This window comes from Treponema sp. OMZ 305, from assembly GCF_024181325.1.
Lineage (GTDB): Bacteria > Spirochaetota > Spirochaetia > Treponematales > Treponemataceae > Treponema.
Genome location: NZ_CP051300.1, coordinates 2,112,491 through 2,134,359, shown reverse-complemented (window position 1 = coordinate 2,134,359; position 21,869 = coordinate 2,112,491). Strand labels below are relative to the sequence as shown.

Annotated in this window: 22 protein-coding genes; 19 read left to right on the top strand and 3 right to left on the bottom strand. The window is 46.3% G+C overall.

Annotated elements, in window-relative coordinates:
• Positions 1–34: 34 nt before the first annotated feature.
• Together ABK01_RS09355 and ABK01_RS09350 are read right to left on the bottom strand one after the other, a co-directional pair.
• Positions 35–901 carry an SPFH domain-containing protein gene (locus ABK01_RS09355; RefSeq protein WP_253675433.1) on the bottom strand — a complete coding sequence of 289 codons (867 nt, stop codon included), beginning with the start codon at positions 899–901 and terminating at the stop codon, positions 35–37.
• Positions 902–922: 21 nt separating this feature from the next.
• Positions 923–3,022: a methyl-accepting chemotaxis protein gene (locus ABK01_RS09350; RefSeq protein WP_253675432.1), complete on the bottom strand. Its 2,100-nt coding sequence runs from the start codon at positions 3,020–3,022 to the stop codon at positions 923–925.
• Positions 3,023–3,262: 240 nt separating this feature from the next.
• Between ABK01_RS09350 and ABK01_RS09345 the strand changes: the two genes are divergently transcribed.
• From ABK01_RS09345 to ABK01_RS09265, 17 genes are all read left to right on the top strand, one after another.
• Complete coding sequence (locus ABK01_RS09345; protein WP_212565205.1) at positions 3,263–4,258, top strand: 2-hydroxyacid dehydrogenase; 996 nt, start codon at positions 3,263–3,265, stop codon at positions 4,256–4,258.
• Positions 4,259–4,312: 54 nt separating this feature from the next.
• Entirely contained in the window at positions 4,313–5,215 is a 903-nt protein-coding gene (locus tag ABK01_RS09340) for a sodium/glutamate symporter (protein WP_253675431.1), read from the top strand.
• Positions 5,133–5,348 (top strand): sodium/glutamate symporter, encoded by a 216-nt coding sequence (locus tag ABK01_RS09335; RefSeq protein WP_253675430.1) that lies wholly within the window; start codon positions 5,133–5,135, stop codon positions 5,346–5,348. Before ABK01_RS09340 ends, ABK01_RS09335 begins: the two co-directional genes overlap by 83 nt.
• A 180-nt stretch (positions 5,349–5,528) precedes the next feature.
• A complete protein-coding gene (locus ABK01_RS09330) occupies positions 5,529–5,843 on the top strand; it encodes an OadG family transporter subunit (RefSeq protein ID WP_212565203.1) in 315 nt (104 codons plus the stop codon).
• Between the two features lie 23 nt (positions 5,844–5,866).
• Positions 5,867–6,274, top strand: coding sequence for a biotin/lipoyl-containing protein (locus ABK01_RS09325; protein WP_212565202.1), 408 nt, complete (start codon positions 5,867–5,869; stop codon positions 6,272–6,274).
• Between the two features lie 10 nt (positions 6,275–6,284).
• Positions 6,285–7,427 carry a sodium ion-translocating decarboxylase subunit beta gene (locus ABK01_RS09320; RefSeq protein ID WP_253675429.1) on the top strand — a complete coding sequence of 381 codons (1,143 nt, stop codon included), beginning with the start codon at positions 6,285–6,287 and terminating at the stop codon, positions 7,425–7,427.
• Positions 7,428–7,499: 72 nt separating this feature from the next.
• The gene (gene gctA / locus ABK01_RS09315) at positions 7,500–8,465 is read left to right on the top strand and encodes a glutaconate CoA-transferase subunit A (protein ID WP_253675428.1); all 966 of its coding nucleotides are present in this window, start codon (positions 7,500–7,502) and stop codon (positions 8,463–8,465) included.
• Between the two features lies 1 nt (position 8,466).
• Positions 8,467–9,264, top strand: coding sequence for a glutaconate CoA-transferase subunit B (gene gctB / locus ABK01_RS09310; protein ID WP_206181501.1), 798 nt, complete (start codon positions 8,467–8,469; stop codon positions 9,262–9,264).
• Between the two features lie 339 nt (positions 9,265–9,603).
• Positions 9,604–11,406, top strand: a complete 1,803-nt coding sequence (locus ABK01_RS09305; RefSeq protein ID WP_253675427.1) for an acyl-CoA carboxylase subunit beta — start codon at positions 9,604–9,606, stop codon at positions 11,404–11,406.
• Positions 11,407–11,481: 75 nt separating this feature from the next.
• A complete protein-coding gene (locus ABK01_RS09300; protein WP_212565198.1) occupies positions 11,482–12,732 on the top strand; it encodes a sodium/glutamate symporter in 1,251 nt (416 codons plus the stop codon).
• Positions 12,733–12,823: 91 nt separating this feature from the next.
• The gene (locus ABK01_RS09295; protein ID WP_230974392.1) at positions 12,824–13,621 is read left to right on the top strand and encodes an acyl-CoA dehydratase activase; all 798 of its coding nucleotides are present in this window, start codon (positions 12,824–12,826) and stop codon (positions 13,619–13,621) included.
• A 103-nt stretch (positions 13,622–13,724) separates the two neighbouring features.
• The gene (locus ABK01_RS09290) at positions 13,725–15,050 is read left to right on the top strand and encodes a 2-hydroxyacyl-CoA dehydratase subunit D (protein WP_253675426.1); all 1,326 of its coding nucleotides are present in this window, start codon (positions 13,725–13,727) and stop codon (positions 15,048–15,050) included.
• An 11-nt stretch (positions 15,051–15,061) separates the two neighbouring features.
• Positions 15,062–16,210 (top strand): 2-hydroxyacyl-CoA dehydratase subunit D, encoded by a 1,149-nt coding sequence (locus ABK01_RS09285; protein ID WP_253675425.1) that lies wholly within the window; start codon positions 15,062–15,064, stop codon positions 16,208–16,210.
• 12 nt (positions 16,211–16,222) lie between these two features.
• On the top strand, positions 16,223–16,816 hold the full coding sequence (locus tag ABK01_RS09280; protein WP_253675424.1) for a leucine-rich repeat domain-containing protein: 594 nt from the start codon (positions 16,223–16,225) through the stop codon (positions 16,814–16,816).
• A gap of 215 nt (positions 16,817–17,031) precedes the next feature.
• On the top strand, positions 17,032–17,436 hold the full coding sequence (locus ABK01_RS09275; RefSeq protein WP_212565195.1) for a Fur family transcriptional regulator: 405 nt from the start codon (positions 17,032–17,034) through the stop codon (positions 17,434–17,436).
• Between the two features lie 112 nt (positions 17,437–17,548).
• On the top strand, positions 17,549–18,511 hold the full coding sequence (locus ABK01_RS09270; protein ID WP_212565194.1) for a hypothetical protein: 963 nt from the start codon (positions 17,549–17,551) through the stop codon (positions 18,509–18,511).
• Between the two features lie 3 nt (positions 18,512–18,514).
• The gene (locus ABK01_RS09265) at positions 18,515–19,237 is read left to right on the top strand and encodes a DUF4398 domain-containing protein (protein ID WP_253675423.1); all 723 of its coding nucleotides are present in this window, start codon (positions 18,515–18,517) and stop codon (positions 19,235–19,237) included.
• A gap of 57 nt (positions 19,238–19,294) precedes the next feature.
• Here the strand turns inward: ABK01_RS09265 and ABK01_RS09260 are convergent, their stop codons facing one another.
• Entirely contained in the window at positions 19,295–19,861 is a 567-nt protein-coding gene (locus ABK01_RS09260) for an NUDIX hydrolase (RefSeq protein ID WP_212565192.1), read from the bottom strand.
• Between the two features lie 63 nt (positions 19,862–19,924).
• Here ABK01_RS09260 and ABK01_RS09255 point away from each other — a divergent pair, with 63 nt between their 5' ends.
• Together ABK01_RS09255 and ABK01_RS09250 are read left to right on the top strand one after the other, a co-directional pair.
• Complete coding sequence (locus ABK01_RS09255; RefSeq protein WP_212565191.1) at positions 19,925–20,746, top strand: cytidylate kinase-like family protein; 822 nt, start codon at positions 19,925–19,927, stop codon at positions 20,744–20,746.
• A 142-nt stretch (positions 20,747–20,888) separates the two neighbouring features.
• On the top strand, positions 20,889–21,827 hold the full coding sequence (locus tag ABK01_RS09250) for a PhoH family protein (RefSeq protein WP_212565190.1): 939 nt from the start codon (positions 20,889–20,891) through the stop codon (positions 21,825–21,827).
• Positions 21,828–21,869: the final 42 nt, after the last annotated feature.

Here is a 21,869-nt window from a genome sequence, read left to right as displayed (position 1 = left end):
CAAGGAGCTATAATGCGGAGTTACAAATTAGTAATCATTCCTGTTTCTTTTCCAATGATTTTAAAACGTTGAGCGCCGCTTTGGAATCCTGCTGGGCAACGGCAATCAATTCGATGATGTGCGGGTATTTTGCTAAAAAGTCTCCCCACTTTGTCAGCCGGTCTATCTGGAATTGCTCCGAAGCTGCGTATTGCGCTTCTTTTGCTGCGGTTTCCGCTAACAGCATTTCGCGCTGTTGTTCATACGTGTTATATGCCTGTTCCGCAATCTTATAGGTGTGGATGTCGGGGATAGCGAGTTTTGTTAACGTAACGGCTTCTACGGAGAAGTCTTGCCCGGTTGCCTTAGTAAGTTCATCTTTGAGCTTTTCCGAAAGCGCATGATAATCGGTTTTTACTTGCTGATATTCATAAGGATTATCAATCAATTCCGAAACATACCGGTACATAATTGTCTGCAACGCCGCGCGTATATGCGAGTCGATATACGATTCAAGCGCTTCTTGCGTTTGAATCGTATTTTTTTCTACAATTGGTACCAGCTTTTCAGGCTTCAGTGTAACGAGGGCATCCATGCCGAAGCCCCAAGAAAAATCATCTTTTGTATTCAATACTTTGGCGTATCGGTCTGCCGACGGGAGCGAACCGTCTGCGATATAATTGACATGCCGCGGCGTAAGGTCGAATACCAGTATCTGTGCATTTGTGGGAACAATCCGCTCCCATCGCCATGTAAAGTTTCCGGGCATAATCGCTTGAGGATAGTATCCGCCGGACTTTGACAGCATAACGCCGTATTTTCCTGCCGGAACGGAGAATTGCGTCCATCCGAAAAAGAACACCGCTGCCGCACACGCAAGTAGAATCAGTGTAACGATAATCAATTTACGAAATGCTTTCATAATTTTATCCTCTACAGTCGGCTAGACTTTAAACTTGCCGACTTCATCCGTTAAATTTTCGATGCTTCGCTTATTTTGCTGCGTTATGTTATTGACTTCTTGAACGGCGTTATTGATCTGCGCCGCCCCTATCGCCATTTCATTCATGCCATCGGTAATGATGCGGGTAAGCTCATCCAGCTTTTGCATCTCTTCTCCAACGCTTTCCCCGCCTTTCAGCATCTCTTCGGAGCCTGCCTGTACTTCTATCGTTACCGTATTGATGTTCTTAATAGCCGTTAATACTTCCTTACTGCCGTTTTCTTGTTCGCGCATTGCATGGGTTAGGCTATTGCTCATATCTTTCACTTGTTCCGCTAAGTTAAATATCGTATTGAATTTTTCTTCTACGGTTTGGGAAGATGTGGAAAGCGTTTCGATTTCTCCGCTGAGTGTTTTAAGCGTTGTCGTTATGGCCTTTCCTTGCATGGCGGAATCTTCCGCTAACTTACGGATTTCGTCTGCGACAACAGCGAACCCTTTTCCTGCCTCGCCTGCATGAGCCGCTTCGATGGCAGCGTTCATTGCAAGCAAGTTTGTTTGGGATGCAATATGCTGAATAACACTCGAGGCTTCCATCAGAGAGCCGGATTCTTCAGCTATTTTTTGCGTTACGGTATTTGAGGTTACGAGCGTTGCCTTACCGTCATCTGTTGCGGTTGCAAGGCTTTTTACCGCTCCGTTTGTTTTTTCGAGTATACCGGTAATAGAGGCTATATTCGCGACCATTTGTTCAATCGACGATGAGGACTGTGCGACACTTGCCGCTTGTGTTTGGATACTGGTGTTAAGCTGCTTAATAGTGCGGACAATTTCTTCGACGGTTGCTGCCGTTTCGGTAACACTTGCGGCTTGGCTTAATGCCTGCCGTTTTACGCCTTCGATATTGGCGCTGATTTTATTCACTGCGTCGGCTGTTTGTACCATATCATTTGCAAGTTTATTACCGATGGCTTCCATTTCGGCGCTGCTTGTTCCGATGGATTTTATCGTATGTCCGATCTTCTCAATGGTTTGGTTAAAATACTCGGACAAATCGGTTACTTCATCGTTTCCCGTAACCGGTAATCTGACCGCTAAATTGCCTTCACCCTGCGAAATATCTTTTAATGCGTATACCGTTGCCTGAATAGGTTTTACCAGTTTAAGGGCGATAAAATAAACGATGAGAAGAGCCGAGATAAATATACAAATGCCGATAATCATCATTGTGATACTCATCGAATTGACCGTTCCCATAAATTCATGATAGGGAGCATTAATAACAATCGTCCAACCTGATAGGTTGCTTTTTGCATACGAGGCTATCTTTGAAATGCCTTTATATTCATAATGTCCGATAGCAGGTGTTTGCGCTTTTAACGCAATCTGCTCGAATGCTCCGAGGCTTGTCAAAGTCGAATCGGTTGCTCCTGACTCGGAAGCATTAAAAAGCTTTTCAACCAGAGATTCATCCCTATCTGCAATAGTAGTTCCCGTTAAACCGATAATGTAACAGAAGCCGCTTTTACCGACGGCAATATCTTCGATATTTTTTGAAAGCAGTAATCCGCTGACATCGGCTGAAAGGACACTGTGCACATAATGGTTTTCGTCGAAGATTGGAACTGCAAGTGTGATGACAAGCGTTCCTCGCGCCCGCTCTCTATACGGTTCCGAAATAAAGGGAGTTCCCGACAGGGCTGTTTGAAACCAGACTCTGTCGCTTACCTGAACGGTATTGCCGACATAATAGAATGTACCGTCGGGATCGGTTACATCCAGTTCAATGATTTTACTGTTTGCTTCAGCTTCTTTTTGTAAAAGCGCTACTCGTTCCTGATACGAATATGCAGGATCGGTTAAAAAAGGCATACGCGCAATGCCGCTCAGGAATTGATAGAGCGCCTTAATTCTTCCATCGATGATATTCGCAACATCGACGGCTTTGTCCGTTAAATGCCTTTCGACCTTTTCCGTTACGGCTTTGCGCGCAATGTGAATGGCAAGCGTTGCTTCAGTAATGCCGGCGACTACTACCAAAAGACCGAAAATAAGAATGAGTTTATAGCGGATTGGAAACCGTTTCGGAACTTTTTTCATAAAGGTAATGCTCCTTTTCAAACATGGGTGTAATTTAGCTTCTATGTAATTCAACCGCAATAAGTGCATTTTAGTCTTTTCGCTTATTACTGTCTATGCTTCCCTGCTACGGCGATAATCATGATAAGCGCTAAAAATATGCGTGATGCGGTTCTCCGTAAAAAAATAAAAAAATAATTTTTTTCTTGACAATGCACTAGAGGCATTGTAAGATTAAACGGTATAAGGAGGCACTGTAACATGAAAATTATTTTTTACGGAGTGCGTGATGTCGAAATCCCTATCTTTAAAGCGGTAAATAAGAAATTCGGGTACGAAATGACCTTAATTCCCGAATATCTCACCGATGAGGCAACCGCAAGAAAAGCAGCGGGACATGACGTTGTCGTATTGCGCGGAAACTGCTTTGCAACGAAAGAGCGGCTGGATATTTATAAAGAACTCGGCGTTAAATATGTACTGACCCGAACGGTAGGCGTTAATCATATCGATATACCGTATGCAAAAGAATTAGGTTTTAAAATGGCTTATGTGCCGTTCTATTCTCCGAATGCGATTGCCGAGTTGGCATTGACGTTAGCGATGACGCTGTTGCGCAACGTTACCTATACCGGAAATAAAACAAAAGATAAGAACTTTATCGTCGATAAGCAGATGTTCTCGCGCGAAGTGCGGAATTGTACGGTCGGTGTGCTCGGATTGGGACGAATCGGTATGACGGCTGCCAGACTGTTTAAGGGCTTAGGCGCAAAAGTTATCGGATTTGATATTTTCCCGAAGACCGGTGTGGAAGACATCGTAACGCAAATGTCGATGGATGAGGTACTGGCAAAATCCGATATTGTCACGCTTCATGCACCGTATATCAAAGAAAACGGTAAGATTATCACCAAAGAATCAATTGCAAAGATGAAGGATAATGCCATCCTCATCAATACGGGACGCGGAGAGCTTGTCGATACCGATGCGTTGGTTGAAGCATTGGAAAGCGGAAAACTTTACGGTGCGGGTATCGATACCTTGGAAAACGAGGTTGAAATTTTCTTTAAGGATTTTAAGGGTAAGACCTTGCCCGTTCCTGCGTTTGAAAAGCTGGTCAATATGTATCCGAAAGTCATTATTACCCCGCACGTCGGTTCCTATACCGATGAGGCTGCATTGAATATGATTGAAACAACCTTCGATAATATAAAGGAATATATTGAAACCGGAGATTGTAAGAATAAAATCCAATAATAATTTAAATAGTGTGCAACAGTAAATGCATCTTGTATGAGGAGGTAATAAAAGATGGCTACATTTACGTTTGATATGTATCTAACGTTGGGACTGGCGATTGTACTGTACTTATTGGGAAGCGGTATCAAAGCTAAAGTCGGGGTTTTGCAGAAGTACTACATTCCTGCGCCGGTTATCGGAGGAACACTGTTTTCAATTGTAATGTTGATAGGTCATAATATGGGACTGTTCTCATTTACATTTGACGGGAACTTAAAGAATTTCTTCATGGTTGTGTTCTTTACTACAATCGGATTCTTAGCAAGTGTTTCAGCATTGAAAAAGGGCGGTGTCGGCGTTATCCTGTTTTTAATTGCTGCGGTTATTCTTGTTATTATTCAAGACGGTGTCGGTGTTGCTTTGGCAAAGGTATTCGGACTTAATCCCGGTATCGGTTTGGCGGCAGGTTCCATCCCGCTGACCGGCGGACACGGAACTTCCGGCGCTTTTGGCCCCTATCTGGAAGAACACGGGGTTAACGGAGCTACGGTTGTTGCAATTGCTTCGGCAACGTACGGTTTGGTTGCAGGGTGTGTTATCGGCGGCCCGATTGCGAAGCGCTTAAAGGATAAACACAACTTAGTGTGTAAAGAAGGCGATGCTCAGAAAGCTACTCAAGAACAGGCTGAAAAAGATGAAACACTTGCTCAGAAAGGTACTATGTCTGAAAAAAGCTTTTTTAAAGCAGCTGCGATGATCGGTATTGCGATGGGCGTCGGCGGCCTTATCACGCCGCTTATTAAAAAAGCGGGATTATCTTTGCCGGCATACCTTATTCCGATGCTTATTGCCGCAATTATGCGTATTTGCATACTTTGTTACCTTCAACATCATGGGGCGGGATTACGATGCGGCAGTTATCGCAACCGGTCACTGCGGTTTCGGTATGGGCGCTACCCCGAACGCTATCGCTAACATGGAAGCTTTTACCTCGGTAAACGGTTTCTCCACAAAGGCATTCTTAGCGGTTCCGCTCGTCGGTTCGCTGTTTATCGACTTTATCAATGCGATTGTTATTCAGACATTTACCAGTATTTTTGTCGGATAATTTTGAATCAAACGCATTTCGGGCATCTCTAAAAGTCTAACCGAGTTTTTAGAGATGTTCACTATCTAAAAACGGCTAAAAAGTGCTTTGCTGTCTCGACAGTAAAGCACTTTTCGTATTATGATAGAGCTATTATTCAGGATGCTTTTTCAAGCTATTTATTCCTTATAGGAGGTATGAATGATTACAACAGAGTACATAAGCTTTGTTACAAGCTTGTTGTCATCTTTGCTTGGGCTTGGCATTGTGTTTTTATCTCTGATATTCTTGGCGATTTATGTTACAATCGTTTCGAAGATTATATCAGGCTTAGAGAAAAACTTACCGGCCAAAGCTCAAGCTGCCCCTGCACCGGCGGCTGCATCTGCTGCCGTAAATGCAAAACCTGCAGCGGGTGCCGAAGCGGTAAAAGTTGCCGTTATTGCGGCCGCTATCAGCGAAGAAAGGCACGAGCCTTTAAATTCATTCGTAATTACGAATATTAAGAAATTATAGATCATAGAAAAGGAGTGTGTAGTATGAACTATGTAGTTACCGTAAATGGTGAAAAATATGAAGTTGAAGTGGAAAGAGTAGGCGGAGGAACTTCCTCATTGTCAAGAAGACCGCCGGAACGGGTATCGCGCCCTGTTCAAGCTGCTCCTGCTGCACAGCCTGTTGCAGCTCCCCAGCCCGCGGCTCCGGCGCCTGCCGCTCCCGCTGCTTCGGGTGGAGCAGGAACCATAGTTAGCCCGATGCCCGGTACCGTTCTTGATGTAAAGGTTAAGGAAGGCGATGCTGTTTCCGTCGGTCAGGTTGTCATTATTTTGGAAGCTATGAAGATGGAAACCGAAATCGTGTCCGAAGTTGCCGGTTCCGTAGCTGCCGTCCGGGTAAAGAAAGGAGATGCCGTGGATACGGATACCGTACTGGTAGAGGTTAAATAAGGGGCATCGCATGGAATTTATTAAGGTCGTAGGGACGATGATGCAACAATCGGGCTTTGCCGCGTTGACATGGCAGCAGCTCGTGATGTTTGTCATCTCGTTCGTTTTAATTTATTTAGCCATCGTCAAACAGTTCGAACCGTTGCTGCTGTTGCCGATTGCTTTCGGTATGTTTTTGACGAATTTACCGTTAGCGGATTTGATGAAGGAAGCGGATCCTTGGTATACATCCGGTGTACTGCGGATTATCTATAGCGGTATCAAAAGCAATCTCTTCCCGTGCTTAATCTTCATGGGAATAGGCGCAATGACCGATTTCGGGCCGCTTATTGCAAACCCGATTAGTTTATTGCTCGGAGCGGCGGCGCAGTTCGGTATCTATATCACCTTTATGACTGCCAGCGCTTTACCGATTTTTACGGCGAAGCAGGCTGCTGCAATTGCCATCATCGGCGGAGCCGACGGGCCTACTTCTATTTATATCGCGAATAACTTGGCTCCTGAACTGTTGGCGCCGATTGCCGTTGCAGCGTATTCGTATATGGCGCTGATTCCGATGATTCAGCCGCCGATTATGAAGCTGTTAACCACTAAAAAAGAACGGGCGGTTAAGATGAAGCAGCTCCGGAAAGTGAGCAAGACCGAAAAAATCGTATTCCCCATCGGAACGGTTCTGTTTACTGCGCTGTTGCTGCCGTCGGTTGCACCGTTGCTTGGTATGCTGATGTTAGGCAATATCTTTAGAGAATCCGGCGTTGTGCAGCGCTTATCCGATACGGCGCAAAACGCTTTGATCAACATCGTTACGATTATGCTCGGTGTTACGGTCGGCGCTACTGCCAACGGAGAACTGTTCCTGCGAGTGCAAACCATCTCCATTATCTTTATGGGATTGTTTGCGTTCTGTATGTCTACCGTCGGCGGTATTTTGCTCGGAAAGCTCTTGTATGTTATTACCGGCGGTAAAATCAACCCGTTAATCGGTTCCGCCGGCGTTTCGGCAGTACCGATGGCTGCGCGTGTTTCGCAAACGGTCGGTGCGTCCGAAAATCCGACGAACTTTCTGTTAATGCACGCAATGGGACCGAATGTGGCCGGTGTTATCGGCTCAGCGGTTGCAGCCGGTTATTTTATGCTGATTTTCGGCAAGTAATATGCAGAGGGAATACCGATGTTATCGGCGTTCCCTCTTTCTACAATAATTATAGTTGGAAGGAGATGTATTATGAGTAAGGTTATGTCATTGCATGATGCAATCAAAACGTACGTAAAATCGGGCGATGTGCTTTGTTTCGGCGGTTTTACGACAAACCGCAAGCCTTATGCAGCGGTGAACGAGATTTTGCGTCAAGGTTTGGGTGATTTTATCGGGTATTCCGGTCCTGCAGGCGGCGACTGGGATATGCTGATCGGTGAAGGAAGGGTAAAGGCCTTTATTAACTGCTATATTGCAAACTCCGGCTATACGAATGTAGCGCGCCGCTTCCGCAACGAAATCGAAAAAAACAAGAAAATGCTGTTGGAAGACTATTCGCAGGATGTGCTGATGCTGATGCTCCATGCCTCTTCTCTCGGCCTTCCGTATCTTCCGGTACGGCTGATGCAGGGTACCGACTTGGTAAACAAATGGGGTATCAGTAAAGAAGAGCGTGCAAAAGACCCGCGTCTCCCCAATGATAAGTTGGTAGAGGTAGAGAACCCCTTCAATCCCGGTGAGAAAGTTGTCGCCGTACCGGTGCCGCGCTTGGATACCGCAATCATCCACGTGCAGAAGGCTTCTGTTAATGGGACCTGTTCAATAGAAGGTGACGAATTCCACGATGTCGATATTGCAATCGCTGCAAAGAAATGTATCGTAACCTGCGAGGAGCTCGTAACCGAAGAAGAAATGAGAATAGAGCCAAGCAAGAACTCAATTCCCGAATTCTGTGTCGATGCCGTTGTTCATACTCCCTACGGCGCTCATCCTGCTCAGTGCTATAACTATTATGATTACGATGCAAACTTCTTTAAAATGTACGACAGCGTTCCCAAAACCGAAGAAGATTTTAAGGCTTTCTTACAGGAATGGGTATACGGCGTAAAAGATCACGACGAGTATATCGATAAATTGGGTGCAAGCAGATTGGCAAAACTGAAAGTTGTACCGGGCTTCGGCTATGCGGCAAAGCTGGTAAAGGAGGATAAGTAAGATGGCAAATTATAAAAATTATACCAATAAAGAAATGCAGGCGATTACAATCGCGAAGACCATTAAAGACGGTCAAATCGTTATTGTAGGTACCGGTCTTCCTTTAATCGGGGCGTCGTTGGCAAAGCGGATCTTTGCTCCGAATTGCAAGCTGATTGTGGAAAGCGGTTTGATGGACTGCGCGCCGATTGAAGTACCGCGCAGCGTCGGTGATAACCGGCTGATGGCTCACTGCGGCGTGCAATGGCCGAACGTCCGCTTTATCGGGTTTGAAGCAAACGAGTGGCTCAACGATAACGACCGCATGATTGCCTTTATCGGCGGCGCTCAGATTGACCCTTTCGGCAACGTAAACTCAACCTGTATCGGCGACTACCATAACCCCAAAACCCGTTTTACCGGGTCCGGCGGGGCAAACGGTATTGCAACCTATTCAAACACCGTCATTATGATGCAGCATGAAAAACGCCGCTTTATCGATAAAATCGACTACATCACCAGCGCCGGATGGGGAGATGGCGCTGGTGGCCGTGAAAAGCTCGGTCTTCCGGGAAACAGAGGCCCGATTGCCGTTGTTACCGACCGCGGTATCCTCAAGTTTGACGACAAGACCAAGCGGATGTACCTTGCCGGATATTACCCGACTTCTTCCCCCGAAGACGTACTGGAAAATACCGGTTTTGACCTCGATGTTTCCAAGGCTGTTCTGCTGGAAGCGCCGAGCGAAGACGTCATTAAGATGATCCGTGAGGAAATCGATCCCGGACAGGCATTTATCAAAGTTCCCGTAGAGGAGTAAGTAGCAGGGTAGAGTAAACGCATCAGGCTATTTTTTAGCAGCCCCGCAGAATATAAGGAGGCCGTTCAACCTTTCCTTTTGAAAATATGCATACCGTTTACGGCGTTGCTGCACAAAAATAAATGCTCAACGTACAATAAGTACGTCTCCGCTTTATTTTTGTTCGCGCCTTGTAGCCGGTACCGTTATTTTCAAAAGGCTGACGGAAAGGATTGTTTTAGACGGCACCGCCACAAGTATTCTGCGGTTTTAATCTACTCTGCCTGATGCGTTTACCCATCTGCTAGAAGAGATATGCGAAATTTTTGATAAAATTTCGCATAGAAAAGAGTTTTTCCCGTGAGTTTTGTGCTTGCGGGAGGAGCCGTAACCGGAGGAATAAATATGGGTGATTATTCGATGCCATGCTATTTCCAAAATATGGAACAAGTTGGAAAAGAGTTGGCACATATTGATGAAGAAAATGAGAAGCTGATTAAAGACGTTGAAGAGGAAATCGGTAAGCTGATAGATGAAATCCACGAAGCGGGAACGCCGACGGAGGCTATCAACGAAAAAGGTCAGATGACCGCGCTGCAGCGGGTTGCCGATCTGATTGACGAAGGTACGTGGTGCCCTTTAAACAGCCTCTATAATCCGCAGGACTTTGAAACCGCGACCGGTATTGTCAAAGGCTTGGGGCGGATTAACGGAAAATGGGCGGTCATCGTTGCGTCCGATAACAAGAAGATTGTCGGTGCGTGGGTTCCCGGGCAAGCGGAAAACTTACTGCGGGCTTCCGACACGGCGAAGTGTCTGCGCATTCCGTTGGTCTATGTATTAAACTGTAGCGGTGTTAAGCTTGACGAGCAGGAAAAAGTCTATGCCAACCGGCGCGGTGGAGGTACTCCGTTCTATCGGAACGTAGAGCTGCAGCAGCTCGGTGTTCCCGTCATCGTCGGTATCTATGGAACGAATCCGGCGGGCGGCGGCTACCACAGTATCAGCCCGACCATCCTGATTGCGCATGAAAAAGCGAATATGGCAGTGGGCGGCGCCGGTATCGTCGGCGGTATGAACCCGAAAGGCTATATCGACGAAGAGGGCGCCGAGCAGATTATCGAAGCAAGCAAAAAATCCAAGGGCGTCGATGTACCGGGAACGGTTTCCATTCACTATAACGAAACAGGCTTTTTCCGCGAGGTGTACAGCGACGAAATCGGCGTATTGGACGGTATCAGAAAGTACATGGACTACCTGCCCGCATATAACTTGGAGTTTTTCCGCGTAGACGAACCGCGGGAACCGGCGCTCGACCCGAACGATCTGTATTCTATTTTGCCGATGAACCAGAAAAAGATATACAATATCTACGATATTATCGGCCGGTTGGTAGATAACAGCGAATTTAGCGAGTATAAAAAAGGCTACGGTCCCGAAATGGTAACCGGACTTGCGAAGGTGGACGGACTGTTAGTCGGTGTTGTGGCGAACTTCCAAGGATTGCTGCTGAAATATCCCGAATACAAGCAAGGCGCGGTCGGTATCGGCGGTAAGCTCTACCGGCAGGGACTTATGAAGATGAATGAGTTCGTAACGCTCTGCGCACGCGATAAAATCCCGATTATCTGGCTGCAGGATACTACCGGTATCGATGTCGGCAACGATGCGGAACGTGCGGAACTGTTGGGCTTAGGTCAGTCGCTTATCTACTCCATCCAGAATTCCAATATTCCGCAGATGGAAGTTACGTTGCGCAAGGGTACCGCTGCGGCTCACTATGTATTGGGCGGGCCTCAGGGTAACGATACCAATGCGTTCTCGCTGGGGACTGCGGCAACCGAAATCAACGTAATGAACGGAGAAACCGCTGCAACTGCGATGTATTGCCGTCGTTTGGTAAAAGATAAAGATGCAGGAAAGGATTTAACGCCTACCATTGAAAAGATGAATAAACTGATCAATGAGTATAAGGAAAAGTCCGTTCCGCAGTATTGCGCCAAAACCGGTATGGTTGACGAAATCGTGAGCTTGTATGATATACGGGCGTATATGATCGCCTTTGTGAACTCGGTATATCAGAACCCGAAAGCGATATGCGCATTCCATCAAATGCTGTTACCGCGGGCAATTAGAGAATACAATACCTTTGTAAAGAAATAAGGGAAAACGGGGATGACGAAAAAGCAATAGGCTTTTGCGACATCCCCAAAATGTATTATTCGGAGTTATCAGTTTATGGAAAGAATTGTTCTAAAGTTAGGTATGTTTGAAACGCTTATGGTTGCGGTTATTGCAATCTATGTGGGAGAGTTTTTGCGGAATAAAATTCCGGTTCTCAAAAAATATTGTTTGCCCGCTTCTGTTGTGGGCGGTACCTTATTTGCGCTCCTTTCGTTATTGCTCTATTCGGTCAATGTTTTTGAATTGAATTTTGATTATAAAACGGTCAATCAGCTGTTCTATTGTTTATTCTTTGCCGCAAGCGGCGCCGCGGCGAGTTTGGCGCTGCTGAAAAAAGGCGGTAAACTCGTAATTATCTTTACCGTATTGGCAGCCTTGCTTGCAACTTTGCAAAATGCTGCTGCTATTTCGGTGGGAAGCCTCTTTCATATCAGTCCGCTCATTTCGATGATGACGGGTAGTATCCCGATGACCGGCGGACACGGAAATGCCGCTTCGTTTGCGCCGATTGCCGTAGAAGCAGGTGCAACTGCGGCTATGGAAGTTGCAATTGCCGCAGCTACGTTCGGCTTGATTTCAGGCTGTATTATTGGCGGGCCGTTCGGTAACTTTATGGTTAAACGCTTCCATCTTGAAAATCCCGAGTTGGATGGAAAAATGGAAGCTGCAGAATTGCAGGCTGAAAACTCAGGCGGTACTGCGGGCGCTTTGGTAGATAAATCCAATGTGCTGCAGGCAGTGTTTATGCTCTGTATTGCGTGCGGTATCGGACAAGTTTTATTCTTAATCTTGAAGTATTTTAAGATCAACTTCCCCATTCACGTATGCTGTATGTTCGGCGGCATTGCCATGCGTCTTTTGTTGGATTTAACTTCAAAAAGCAATCCTTCAAAGCACAACGTATTGTATGATGCATTCGATATCGTCGGTGAATTCTCGTTAGCCTTGTTTGTTTCGATGTCCATTATTTCTATGAAACTTTGGCAGCTTGCCGGCTTAGGCACCGCACTGGTGGTATTGCTGCTCGTACAAGTTGTGCTGATTGTACTTTTCTGCTATTTCCTGACATTCAATTTATTAGGCAGAAACTACGATGCAGCGGTGATGGCGGTTGGTCATATCGGATTCGGTTTAGGCGCTGTGCCCGTTTCGATGACGACGATGCAGACAGTATGCCGCAAGTACCGCTATTCCAAGTTAGCATTCTTTGTCGTGCCGGTTATCGGCGGCTTTATCAGCAATATTACCAATGCCATTATTATCACAAAGTTCTTGGATTTGGCAAAGCACATGCTTGGACTTTGAGAAGCAAGCAGTTTTTGCTGCATATAACGGTAACTGCTGACTGAAAAGCGGTTACCTGAAAATTTTATCGGCAAGGGAGCAGTACATCGTTATGAGTATATTTACTATGGGCGTAGACGTCGGTTCTACAGCTTCCAAGTGTGTTATTATCAAGGACGGAAAGGAAATCGTCGCAACGGCTGTTGTTCCGGTGGGAACGGGAACCAGCGGACCGGCACGGGTGATGAAGCAGACGCTGGATCAACTCGGGTTTACCTCGATGGAGCAGCTTGACGGAGCTATTGCAACCGGCTATGGACGTAATTCGTTAAAGGAAGTACCGGCGCAGATGTCGGAGCTGTCCTGCCATGCCAAAGGCGCCTATTTCTTGTTCCCGCATGTACGCACTATTATCGATATCGGCGGGCAGGATTCTAAGGCCTTAAAACTTAGCGATAACGGTATGCTCGAAAACTTTGTTATGAACGATAAGTGCGCTGCCGGTACGGGACGCTTCCTCGATGTTATCGCGAAGGTTCTGGAAATCAACTTGGAAGACCTCGAGAAACTTGACGAGCAGTCCACCAAAGAGTTGACAATCAGCTCAACCTGTACCGTGTTTGCCGAATCGGAGGTTATCTCTCAATTGGCGAGCGGTGCGAAAATTCCCGATATCGTAAAAGGAATCCACACGGCAATAGCGAGCCGCGTCGGCAGTTTGGCTAAGCGTGTCGGTATTCAAGATGATGTTGTAATGACCGGAGGAGTTGCCCTGAATAAAGGAATGGTTCGGGCAATGGAAAAAAATATAGGGTTTAAAATTCACACGAGTGAATATTGCCAGTTAAATGGCGCAATTGGAGCCGCTCTGTTTGCATATCAAAAGTGTCAACAAGCGGGAAATAAGTAAGGTTCTACGCCGGTAAATGCAAGGCCGGTGCAGACCTGAATGGCATCTTTTAAAGAACAAGCCTGTTTTTTAAAGATGACCTTGAGGACATAGGAGGAAACAAATGGCCCAAAAGATGGAAAAGTTACCCAACAAAACGCCGCGGCCGATTGAAGGGCATAAGCCTGCTGCCGCTCTTTTACGCGATGTCGTAGATAAGGTCTATGCAAATGCATGGGAGGCAAAACGGCGCGGTGAATTAGTCGGATGGAGTTCTTCTAAATTTCCAATTGAATTAGCGAAAGCTTTTGATCTTAATGTTGTGTATCCCGAAAACCATGCGGCGTCGACAGCTGCAAAGAAAGACGGATTGCGCCTCTGCCAAGCTGCGGAGGATATGGGATACGATAACGATATCTGCGGTTATGCACGCATCAGTCTTGCCTATGCCGCAGGAGAGCCGACCGATTCGCGCAGAATGCCGCAGCCCGATTTTTTGCTGTGCTGCAATAATATCTGCAATATGATGACAAAATGGTACGAGAATATTGCGCGTATGCATAATATCCCGCTCATCATGGTAGACATTCCGTTCTCCAATACGGTGGATGTACCCGAAGAAAAAGTGGATTATCTACTTGGCCAGTTTGACTATGCCATCAAGCAGCTGGAACAATTGACCGGAAAGAAATTCGACGAAAAGAAATTCGAGGATGCTTGTGCGCGTGCAAATAGAACCGCAGCGGCATGGCTGAAATCCTGTTCGTTTATGTCGTATAAGCCGTCCCCGTTAAGCGGTTTTGACCTGTTTAACCACATGGCTGACATTGTCGCCGCCCGCTGTGAAGAAGACGCTGCTGTCGGATTTGAACTGCTGGCACAGGAATTCGAACAATCCGTAAAAGAAAACACCTCTACGTGGGAATATCCCGAAGAGCACCGTATCTTGTTTGAAGGTATTCCGTGCTGGCCGGCGCTCCGCCCCTTGTTTGACCCCTTAAAGGACAGCGGTGTCAACGTAACGGCAGTTGTATACGCTCCGGCATTCGGCTTCCGCTATTCCAATATCCGTGAAATGGCCGCCGCGTACTGCAAGGCGCCGTGCTCAGTCTGTATCGAAACCGGTGTCGAATGGCGCGAGACCATGGCAAAAGAAAACGGTATCAGCGGCGCCTTGGTCAACTACAACCGCAGCTGCAAGCCGTGGAGCGGTGCGATGCCCGAAATTGAGCGGCGTTGGAAGGAAGACCTCGGTATCCCTGTTGTTCACTTTGACGGTGATCAGGCTGACGAGCGAAACTTCTCTACGGAACAGTATAAAACACGTGTACAGGGCTTGGTAGAAATTATGGACGAGCGCAAGCAGGAAAAGAAAGCAAAGGGCGAGGACGTCTATACCAACTTTAAGAACACCAAAGAGACCGACTGGTCGAAGCCGACGCTGGAGTAGGGGAGGACAGTATGGAAACAATCAAAGATTTATTGGAACAATTTAAATATTTGGCGAATAATCCGCGGAAGCAGCTGGATAAATACCTTGCAGCAGGAAAAAAAGCCGTCGGTATTTTCCCGTACTATGCGCCCGAAGAGATTGTCTATGCGGCGGGCATTGCGCCGTTCGGCGTATGGGGCGGGCAAGGTCCCATTGAGCGGGCGAAGGAATATTTCCCGACATTCTACTATTCGCTGGCATTGCGCTGTTTGGAAATGGCCTTAGACGGCACGCTCGACGGGCTTTCCGCTTCGATGCTGACAACGCTGGATGATACCCTGCGTCCGCTTTCTCAAAACTACAAGGTAAGCGCCGGGCGGAAAATCCCGATGATCTTTATCAACCACGGGCAGCACCGCAAAGAAGACTTCGGCAAGAAGTACAACGCACGTATCTTTACCAAGGCGAAAGAAGAGCTGGAAAAAATCTGCGGCGTAAAAGTAACCGATGAAAACCTAAAGAAAGCGTTTAAAGTGTATAACGAAAACAGGGCGGAAAAACGCCGATTTATCAAGCTCGCCGCTTCTCATCCGCAGAGCGTTAAAGCTTCCGAGCGCTGCTATGTGCTGAAAAGCTCATACTTTATGTTGAAAGATGAACATACGGAGCTGCTCAAGAAGCTGAACGCCTTACTCGAAGCCTTACCGGAAGAAAAATGGGACGGCGTTCGGGTGGTTACCAGCGGTGTTATCACCGATAACCCCGGCTTGCTGCAAGTCTTTGACGACTACAAGGTTTGTATTGTCGCCGATGACGTTGCGCATGAATCCCGCGCGTTGAAGGTTGATATTGATCTTTCCATCGACGATCCGATGATGGCGCTTGCCGATCAATTTGCCCGCATGGATGAAGACCCGCTCCTCTACGACCCCGACCTTACGAAGCGTCCTGCCTACGTTGTAAAACTGGCAAAGGATAACAAGGCGGACGGATGCTTGCTCTTTATGATGAACTTCGACGACACGGAAGAGATGGAATATCCTTCGCTAAAACAGGCGTTCAGCGCGGCAAAGATTCCATTGGTAAAAGTCGGATATGATCAGCAGATGTCGGACTTTGGGCAGGTAAAAACGCAGCTCGAAACATTCAACGAGATTGTACAGCTTAATCGGATGTAAGGGGGTAGCAGTATGAGTGAAAACGTATGGGAAAATGATGATTTTATTTTTAAAGGCGCAGAATTAAAGGGCATGACGCAGAAGGGAAAAGATAAGGTAAAGACGCAAGGACTTACCGATATGATTATTCCCGCAACAGCGCCCGACGGAACTCCTATTACGCGGATTGGAGACAATGCGTTTTATCGCAGGGGTTTAACCTCCGTTGTTATTCCCGACACGGTAGAGAGCATCGGCTATGATGCATTCGGCGTGTGCAAATTAACTTCGGTTAAACTGCCGAGCGCGTTGAAGGACATCGAGGGCTTTGCGTTTTACCGGAATGGGCTTAAAGAAGTTACCTTCGGCGGTAAGGAAACAAAGATTGAGCCGAGCGCCTTTGCATTAAATGCATTGACGGAACTCCATTTGCCTGAAACACTGGAGCTGATTGATACTTCATCCTTCTACAAGAATGAGCTGACGGCGGTAAAAATTCCTGCATCGGTGAAGAAAATCAATATGTATGCTTTTTTGAAGAACAACATCAAAGAAGTAGAAATCCCTAAATCGGTAGAATTTTTGCATGCACATGCATTTGAACCGAACACGGAAGTAAAAAAATAAAACCATCTGTGTTTTCAATAAACCTGTAATGTCTTTTTCCCGATATGCATCCGTGTATGTCGGGAATGAGCGCTGTAAGCATATCATGGGAATCGCTAAAAACCTTACATAGCGCCTTCTTTTCTAACAGACGGCTTAATATTGACAGCGTTGCTTTTAAAATTGTAGTATTCATTATGAATTTAGATATTGTGCTTTGATACGAGGAGGTATATATGAAAAAAGCTGTGTCATACAAGCATTCAAAACAGCGGGAGGCACTGTTCAATCTTTTATGTTCTACTCGCACGCATCCTACGGCAGCATGGCTGTATGAACAGCTTCGGAAGGATTTTCCGCATCTGAGTCAGGGAACTGTTTATCGCAATTTAAATATTCTTGCCGAGCAAAAACGAATCAAGGTTATCAATGTTGACGGTACCTTTGCTCATTTTGATGCGGATATGAGCGCTCACAATCACGTCATCTGTACCCGATGCGGCAAGGTAGAAGATGCTTTTATGCCGTCCGATGAACATTGCAATCAAAAGGCTGCGGAGCTCAGCGGCTATCGCATTGATTCACATCGGTTTGATTTTTTTGGAATTTGCCCTGATTGTCAGCGTCTTGAACATGATTAAGTTCTATAGTAACCTATTTAATATGCGGAAAACTTTCGCACGAGACAAACTTCTTTAAGAACTCTATGAGTTTTTGGGATGTCTGAATATCCGTTTAGAAATGGAGGTCATAATGAATAAAACACTGAAAACATTGTTTTATATTCTCTGTGTTTCTGTTCTGTTGTTCGGTTTTGGAGCCTGTAAATCCCAGCCCGAACCAAAACCGGAGCCGAAGCCTGAGCCGGTAAAACCTGTTGAGCCGGAGAAAAATGAAGAACAGGAGAAAATTGCTCGTTTACTGAATGAGATGGCAAAGGTTCGTGCCGAAGCGGTTAAGGCAAAAGCGGATACGGCTTATCCTGCGCAATTTAAATCGGCCGACGATACGGCTGCCGAAGCGAGAAGCGGCTATGAAGCAAATAATTTTGCAGCAGCGCAGGAAAAGGCTCAAAGGGCTATTACGCAATATCGAACGCTGATCAATCAAATGAAGATTGCCGAGTTAAAGGCGAAGATCGACAAAAATGATTTGTCGTCCTATGATGCGGAAAGCTATAAAAAAGCCGAAGACCTGTCCGCACAGATATCCGGATTATATGAATCGGATCCTGCAAAAGCCTTTGAACTCTCCGAGCAGGCGCTGAATTACTATGAAACGGTAAAAGAGGCAGGGTTTGCTTCGATGATGAACGATGCAAAAAAGAAAGCTGATGAAGCGCGTGAACGTGCCGATTCTGTGAAAGCTGCTGCAGCTATGAAAGACGCCTATGAAAAGACAGTAAACCGTTACCGCCATGCAGGTATTGCAGCAGGCAATAAGAAGTACGAACAAGCATATATGGGGTATATGACTGCTGCCGATGAGTTTGACGATATATACGAAAAGGTAAAAGTTAAACGGGCACAGGCAAGTGATGCAATGGAACGGGCAAAAGCTCGTCAGGAAGCCAGCAGCAAGCTTGCAAAAGAAGCTGACCGCGAAGCGCCGTTGCCGGAAAATGCGGAAGGTTTTTCCGAAGAGCCGGTTAACCTTGACGAATTACAGCGTTCTACAAATACCGGCAATGCAACGCCATCCGGTAACGGGAGGTAACCCATGAAAAAAACAGCTATTCTCTGTACCGTATTCTTTTTAGTAGGGACGGTCTTTTTGTTTGCCGTATCGTACGATAATAACGAATATCAGCGAAAAAGCCGCGCTTATTCCGAATTGGCACAGCGGGCATATAGCGAAGGCGATTATGACGCTTCTATAGAGTATTCACGGCTTGCCGAAGAGAATGCTCAAAAATCGGCCGATTATATTCAATATATGCTTGCCCGCGTTGAAGCTGAACAAGCAATGAATAGAGCACGTACTCGCTATACATGGGCAAAAAACAACAAGGCCGAAGAGAAATACCCCGAGGCATTTAAGACGGCAACCGAAGCGCTGCAGGCAGGAAATACCGCATTTGAAAATAAAGACTTTGACGTCGCGGTTGTCTGTGCGAAAAAAGTTTTAGATGCGCTTGCCGTTGTTACCGGCGATGAATCTTCATTTGCAACCCTGCCGGCTCAATACCGTATCCGCACATGGCGCGGCGAACGGGATTGCCTGTGGAATATCGCAAAGGATAAGGCGATTTATGATAATCCGTATCTGTGGCGGAAGCTGTATGAAGCGAATAAAGAGAAATTGCCCGATCCCAATAATCCCGACTGGGTTGAACCCGGAATTATTTTAACAATTCCGAGTCTCCGCGGCGAAAAACGCAGCGGTATGTACGATCCTGCGGTAACCTACGAAAAATTACCGTCGGCAAAAAGTAAAAAATAATCTGATGAAAACCTCTAAAAACCACCGTTTTTAGAGGTTTTTTTATATCCCTGCTCATCATCGGCAAGGATGCATTCGTAAATAAAAAAAGAGCGCGGTACACATAAGCGCATGGTCGTAAGGGGCTGTTCCCATCTTATTCAATACCTCATCGACAGGAACCGCCTCGGCTTCTAAAAACTCATCTTCATCAAGATGCTGCGCCTGCGTATTCGATTCACAATCTGCAAAATAGATATGGCTTTTATTTCCCATAATCGCAGGGTTGGGGTATACCTCGCCGAGCAACGTTAAGTTGTGTTCCGTTTTTCCCGTTTCTTCAAGCAGCTCTCGCCGCGCCGCTTGTTCCGGCGTTTCTCCTTCGTCGACCACGCCGCCGGGAAATTCGATCGATAGCTGTGCCGAACCGTGCCGCCACTGCTCTACCATTAAAAAATAATGCCGACCGTTCGCATCGGTAATGCGAGGAATAACGATAACCCATTCCGGCGCGGACAATGTAGAAAACGTCTTTGTTTCGTTGTCGGGCGAAATACTGGTAATTTCGTTGACGGAAAATACCCGTGTGGTACATATTTCTTTTGTAGAAACGGGTTTCCATGAAAGACGAGGATTTTTTTGCATAAAAGTACAACCTTCCTTTGACATAATGAGTATTTAGCCTTATTCTATAGAAGAGGAGGCTTTATGGCAATTATCACAATTTCACGGCAAATAGCTTCTTACGGCGATGAAACGGCATTAGAACTGGCGAAATCGCTCGGCTACGAGTTTATCGATAAAAAAGACCTCGAGAAAGATCTGATTGGCAAGGGAATTTCTAAAGAGAGCCTTGCGCATTATGACGAGCGAAAACCCGGGTTTTGGGCATCGCTTTCTCGCAACCGCGACTCCTATTTTGATTATTTACGGGAGATCGTGTACGGATATGCACTGAAAGGAAATAGCATTTTTATCGGGCGCGGCGGCTTTGCGCTATTGCGCGGCATCCCCGGCTGTTATGCGGTACGGCTGGTCGCTTCCGATGATATCCGAATTGCGCGGTTGATGAAAGAGTTCGATTGGTCGGAAAAAAGAGCGCGCGCTTTGATGGCAGAAAGCGATGCCAATCGCGAAGGCTTTCACAAATGCTTTTTTGATATGAAACCGGAGGATCCTACTCACTATCGACTCGTTATTAATACCGATTTCGCTACGGCGCCGCTTGCCGCAAGTATTATTACGCACGCATGTAAGGAAGCTATTTCACCGGCGGAAGAACAGGAAGGACTCAAACGTATTTCGGAACTGTTATTAGGGCAGCGGATTGTTAATGTGATTGCGTTTAAAGAAGAGCTTCCGATTTATTTTTTGGATGCGGAAGTTTCCGATACGCAGATTGTGCTGCACGGAGTTGCGGATTCCGTTGCATGTATCGACAGAGCGCTTAAAATAGCCGAAAATTTGGCGCAGGGGCGTTCGGTGTCTACACAGATCAGCATAGTTAACGAATATAAGCCCTATCCGTAACCGAATGCGGTTGTATAGGATATCAGGGCAACCGTATCGGAAATATTTTAAGCGGTTGCCTTCCTCTGAAACTTCTTGACTATCCCCTATCTTCATTGTAGACTTATTTTGTTCTATTTTGGTTATCGCTAAAGGAGTGTTTTTGGATACCTCATATACAATCGTATTGGAAGATCAAACGGTGCTGTCTTCTTTATGCGGCGCAAATGATGAGAATTTACAGGTTTTTGAAACCTATTTGGGCGTTCCCGTTATCTGCCGGGGAAACGAGGTAACGGTTGTAACGTCCGATCAAGCGGTTTGCAATAGGTTCCAAAAACTCATCGACACTCTTTTGAAAAGTCCCGAAATTACGTCGGAAGGTTCTGCCGATTTTATTGCTTCCTGTGTTGCCAATAGCGTGCCGCAAGGAGGGGCCTTCTGCCCGCAGTGTATTCATATTCCGCGCGGCATAAAATCAGTCTATCCCAAGAATAGAAAGCAGGCCTCGCTGATAGACTCCATCTATGCAAACGATATAACGTTCGGACTCGGTCCTGCCGGTACGGGGAAAACCTATATTGCGGTGGCGCTTGCGTTAAAAATGTTGCTGTCCCATAAGGTACGTAAGCTGATTTTAACCCGCCCGGTGGTGGAAGCGGGTGAAAGCCTCGGATTTTTGCCCGGTGATCTTGTCCAGAAAATTAATCCCTATCTGCGTCCGCTGTTCGATATTATGGAAACGCTGCTGCCTGCCGATGTGCTGCGCAGTATGGAAGAGTCTAATACCATCGAAGTAGCGCCGCTTGCCTATATGCGCGGGCGGACACTGCACAATGCCGTTGTGATTTTGGATGAAGCGCAGAATACGACAAAAGAACAGATGAAGATGTTTTTAACGCGGATGGGCGAAGGTTCAAAGCTAATTATTACCGGAGACCCGTCCCAGTCGGATATCCGCGGAAGATCCGAATCGGGGCTTGTCCATGCCGTCTCTTTAATCCGTACCATCGATGGAATTGGAATCGTTGAATTTTCTGCAGATGAAGTAGTCCGTCATTCGTTGGTACAAAAGATTATTAATGCGTATGAAAAACAATAACACCGTAAATGTAAAAGATAACTCAACTCTTGCAGATTATAG

What these genes read in the sequence shown, in the direction of transcription:
- ABK01_RS09355 (WP_253675433.1), bottom strand. Translation starts at nt 901, where the DNA reads ATGAAAGCATTTCGTAAATTGATTATCGTTACACTGATTCTACTTGCG.
- ABK01_RS09350 (WP_253675432.1), bottom strand. Translation starts at nt 3,022, where the DNA reads ATGAAAAAAGTTCCGAAACGGTTTCCAATCCGCTATAAACTCATTCTT.
- ABK01_RS09345 (WP_212565205.1), top strand. Translation starts at nt 3,263, where the DNA reads ATGAAAATTATTTTTTACGGAGTGCGTGATGTCGAAATCCCTATCTTT.
- ABK01_RS09340 (WP_253675431.1), top strand. Translation starts at nt 4,313, where the DNA reads ATGGCTACATTTACGTTTGATATGTATCTAACGTTGGGACTGGCGATT.
- ABK01_RS09335 (WP_253675430.1), top strand. Translation starts at nt 5,133, where the DNA reads ATGGGGCGGGATTACGATGCGGCAGTTATCGCAACCGGTCACTGCGGT.
- ABK01_RS09330 (WP_212565203.1), top strand. Translation starts at nt 5,529, where the DNA reads ATGATTACAACAGAGTACATAAGCTTTGTTACAAGCTTGTTGTCATCT.
- ABK01_RS09325 (WP_212565202.1), top strand. Translation starts at nt 5,867, where the DNA reads ATGAACTATGTAGTTACCGTAAATGGTGAAAAATATGAAGTTGAAGTG.
- ABK01_RS09320 (WP_253675429.1), top strand. Translation starts at nt 6,285, where the DNA reads ATGGAATTTATTAAGGTCGTAGGGACGATGATGCAACAATCGGGCTTT.
- gctA (WP_253675428.1), top strand. Translation starts at nt 7,500, where the DNA reads ATGAGTAAGGTTATGTCATTGCATGATGCAATCAAAACGTACGTAAAA.
- gctB (WP_206181501.1), top strand. Translation starts at nt 8,467, where the DNA reads ATGGCAAATTATAAAAATTATACCAATAAAGAAATGCAGGCGATTACA.
- ABK01_RS09300 (WP_212565198.1), top strand. Translation starts at nt 11,482, where the DNA reads ATGGAAAGAATTGTTCTAAAGTTAGGTATGTTTGAAACGCTTATGGTT.
- ABK01_RS09295 (WP_230974392.1), top strand. Translation starts at nt 12,824, where the DNA reads ATGAGTATATTTACTATGGGCGTAGACGTCGGTTCTACAGCTTCCAAG.
- ABK01_RS09290 (WP_253675426.1), top strand. Translation starts at nt 13,725, where the DNA reads ATGGCCCAAAAGATGGAAAAGTTACCCAACAAAACGCCGCGGCCGATT.
- ABK01_RS09285 (WP_253675425.1), top strand. Translation starts at nt 15,062, where the DNA reads ATGGAAACAATCAAAGATTTATTGGAACAATTTAAATATTTGGCGAAT.
- ABK01_RS09280 (WP_253675424.1), top strand. Translation starts at nt 16,223, where the DNA reads ATGAGTGAAAACGTATGGGAAAATGATGATTTTATTTTTAAAGGCGCA.
- ABK01_RS09275 (WP_212565195.1), top strand. Translation starts at nt 17,032, where the DNA reads ATGAAAAAAGCTGTGTCATACAAGCATTCAAAACAGCGGGAGGCACTG.
- ABK01_RS09270 (WP_212565194.1), top strand. Translation starts at nt 17,549, where the DNA reads ATGAATAAAACACTGAAAACATTGTTTTATATTCTCTGTGTTTCTGTT.
- ABK01_RS09265 (WP_253675423.1), top strand. Translation starts at nt 18,515, where the DNA reads ATGAAAAAAACAGCTATTCTCTGTACCGTATTCTTTTTAGTAGGGACG.
- ABK01_RS09260 (WP_212565192.1), bottom strand. Translation starts at nt 19,861, where the DNA reads ATGCAAAAAAATCCTCGTCTTTCATGGAAACCCGTTTCTACAAAAGAA.
- ABK01_RS09255 (WP_212565191.1), top strand. Translation starts at nt 19,925, where the DNA reads ATGGCAATTATCACAATTTCACGGCAAATAGCTTCTTACGGCGATGAA.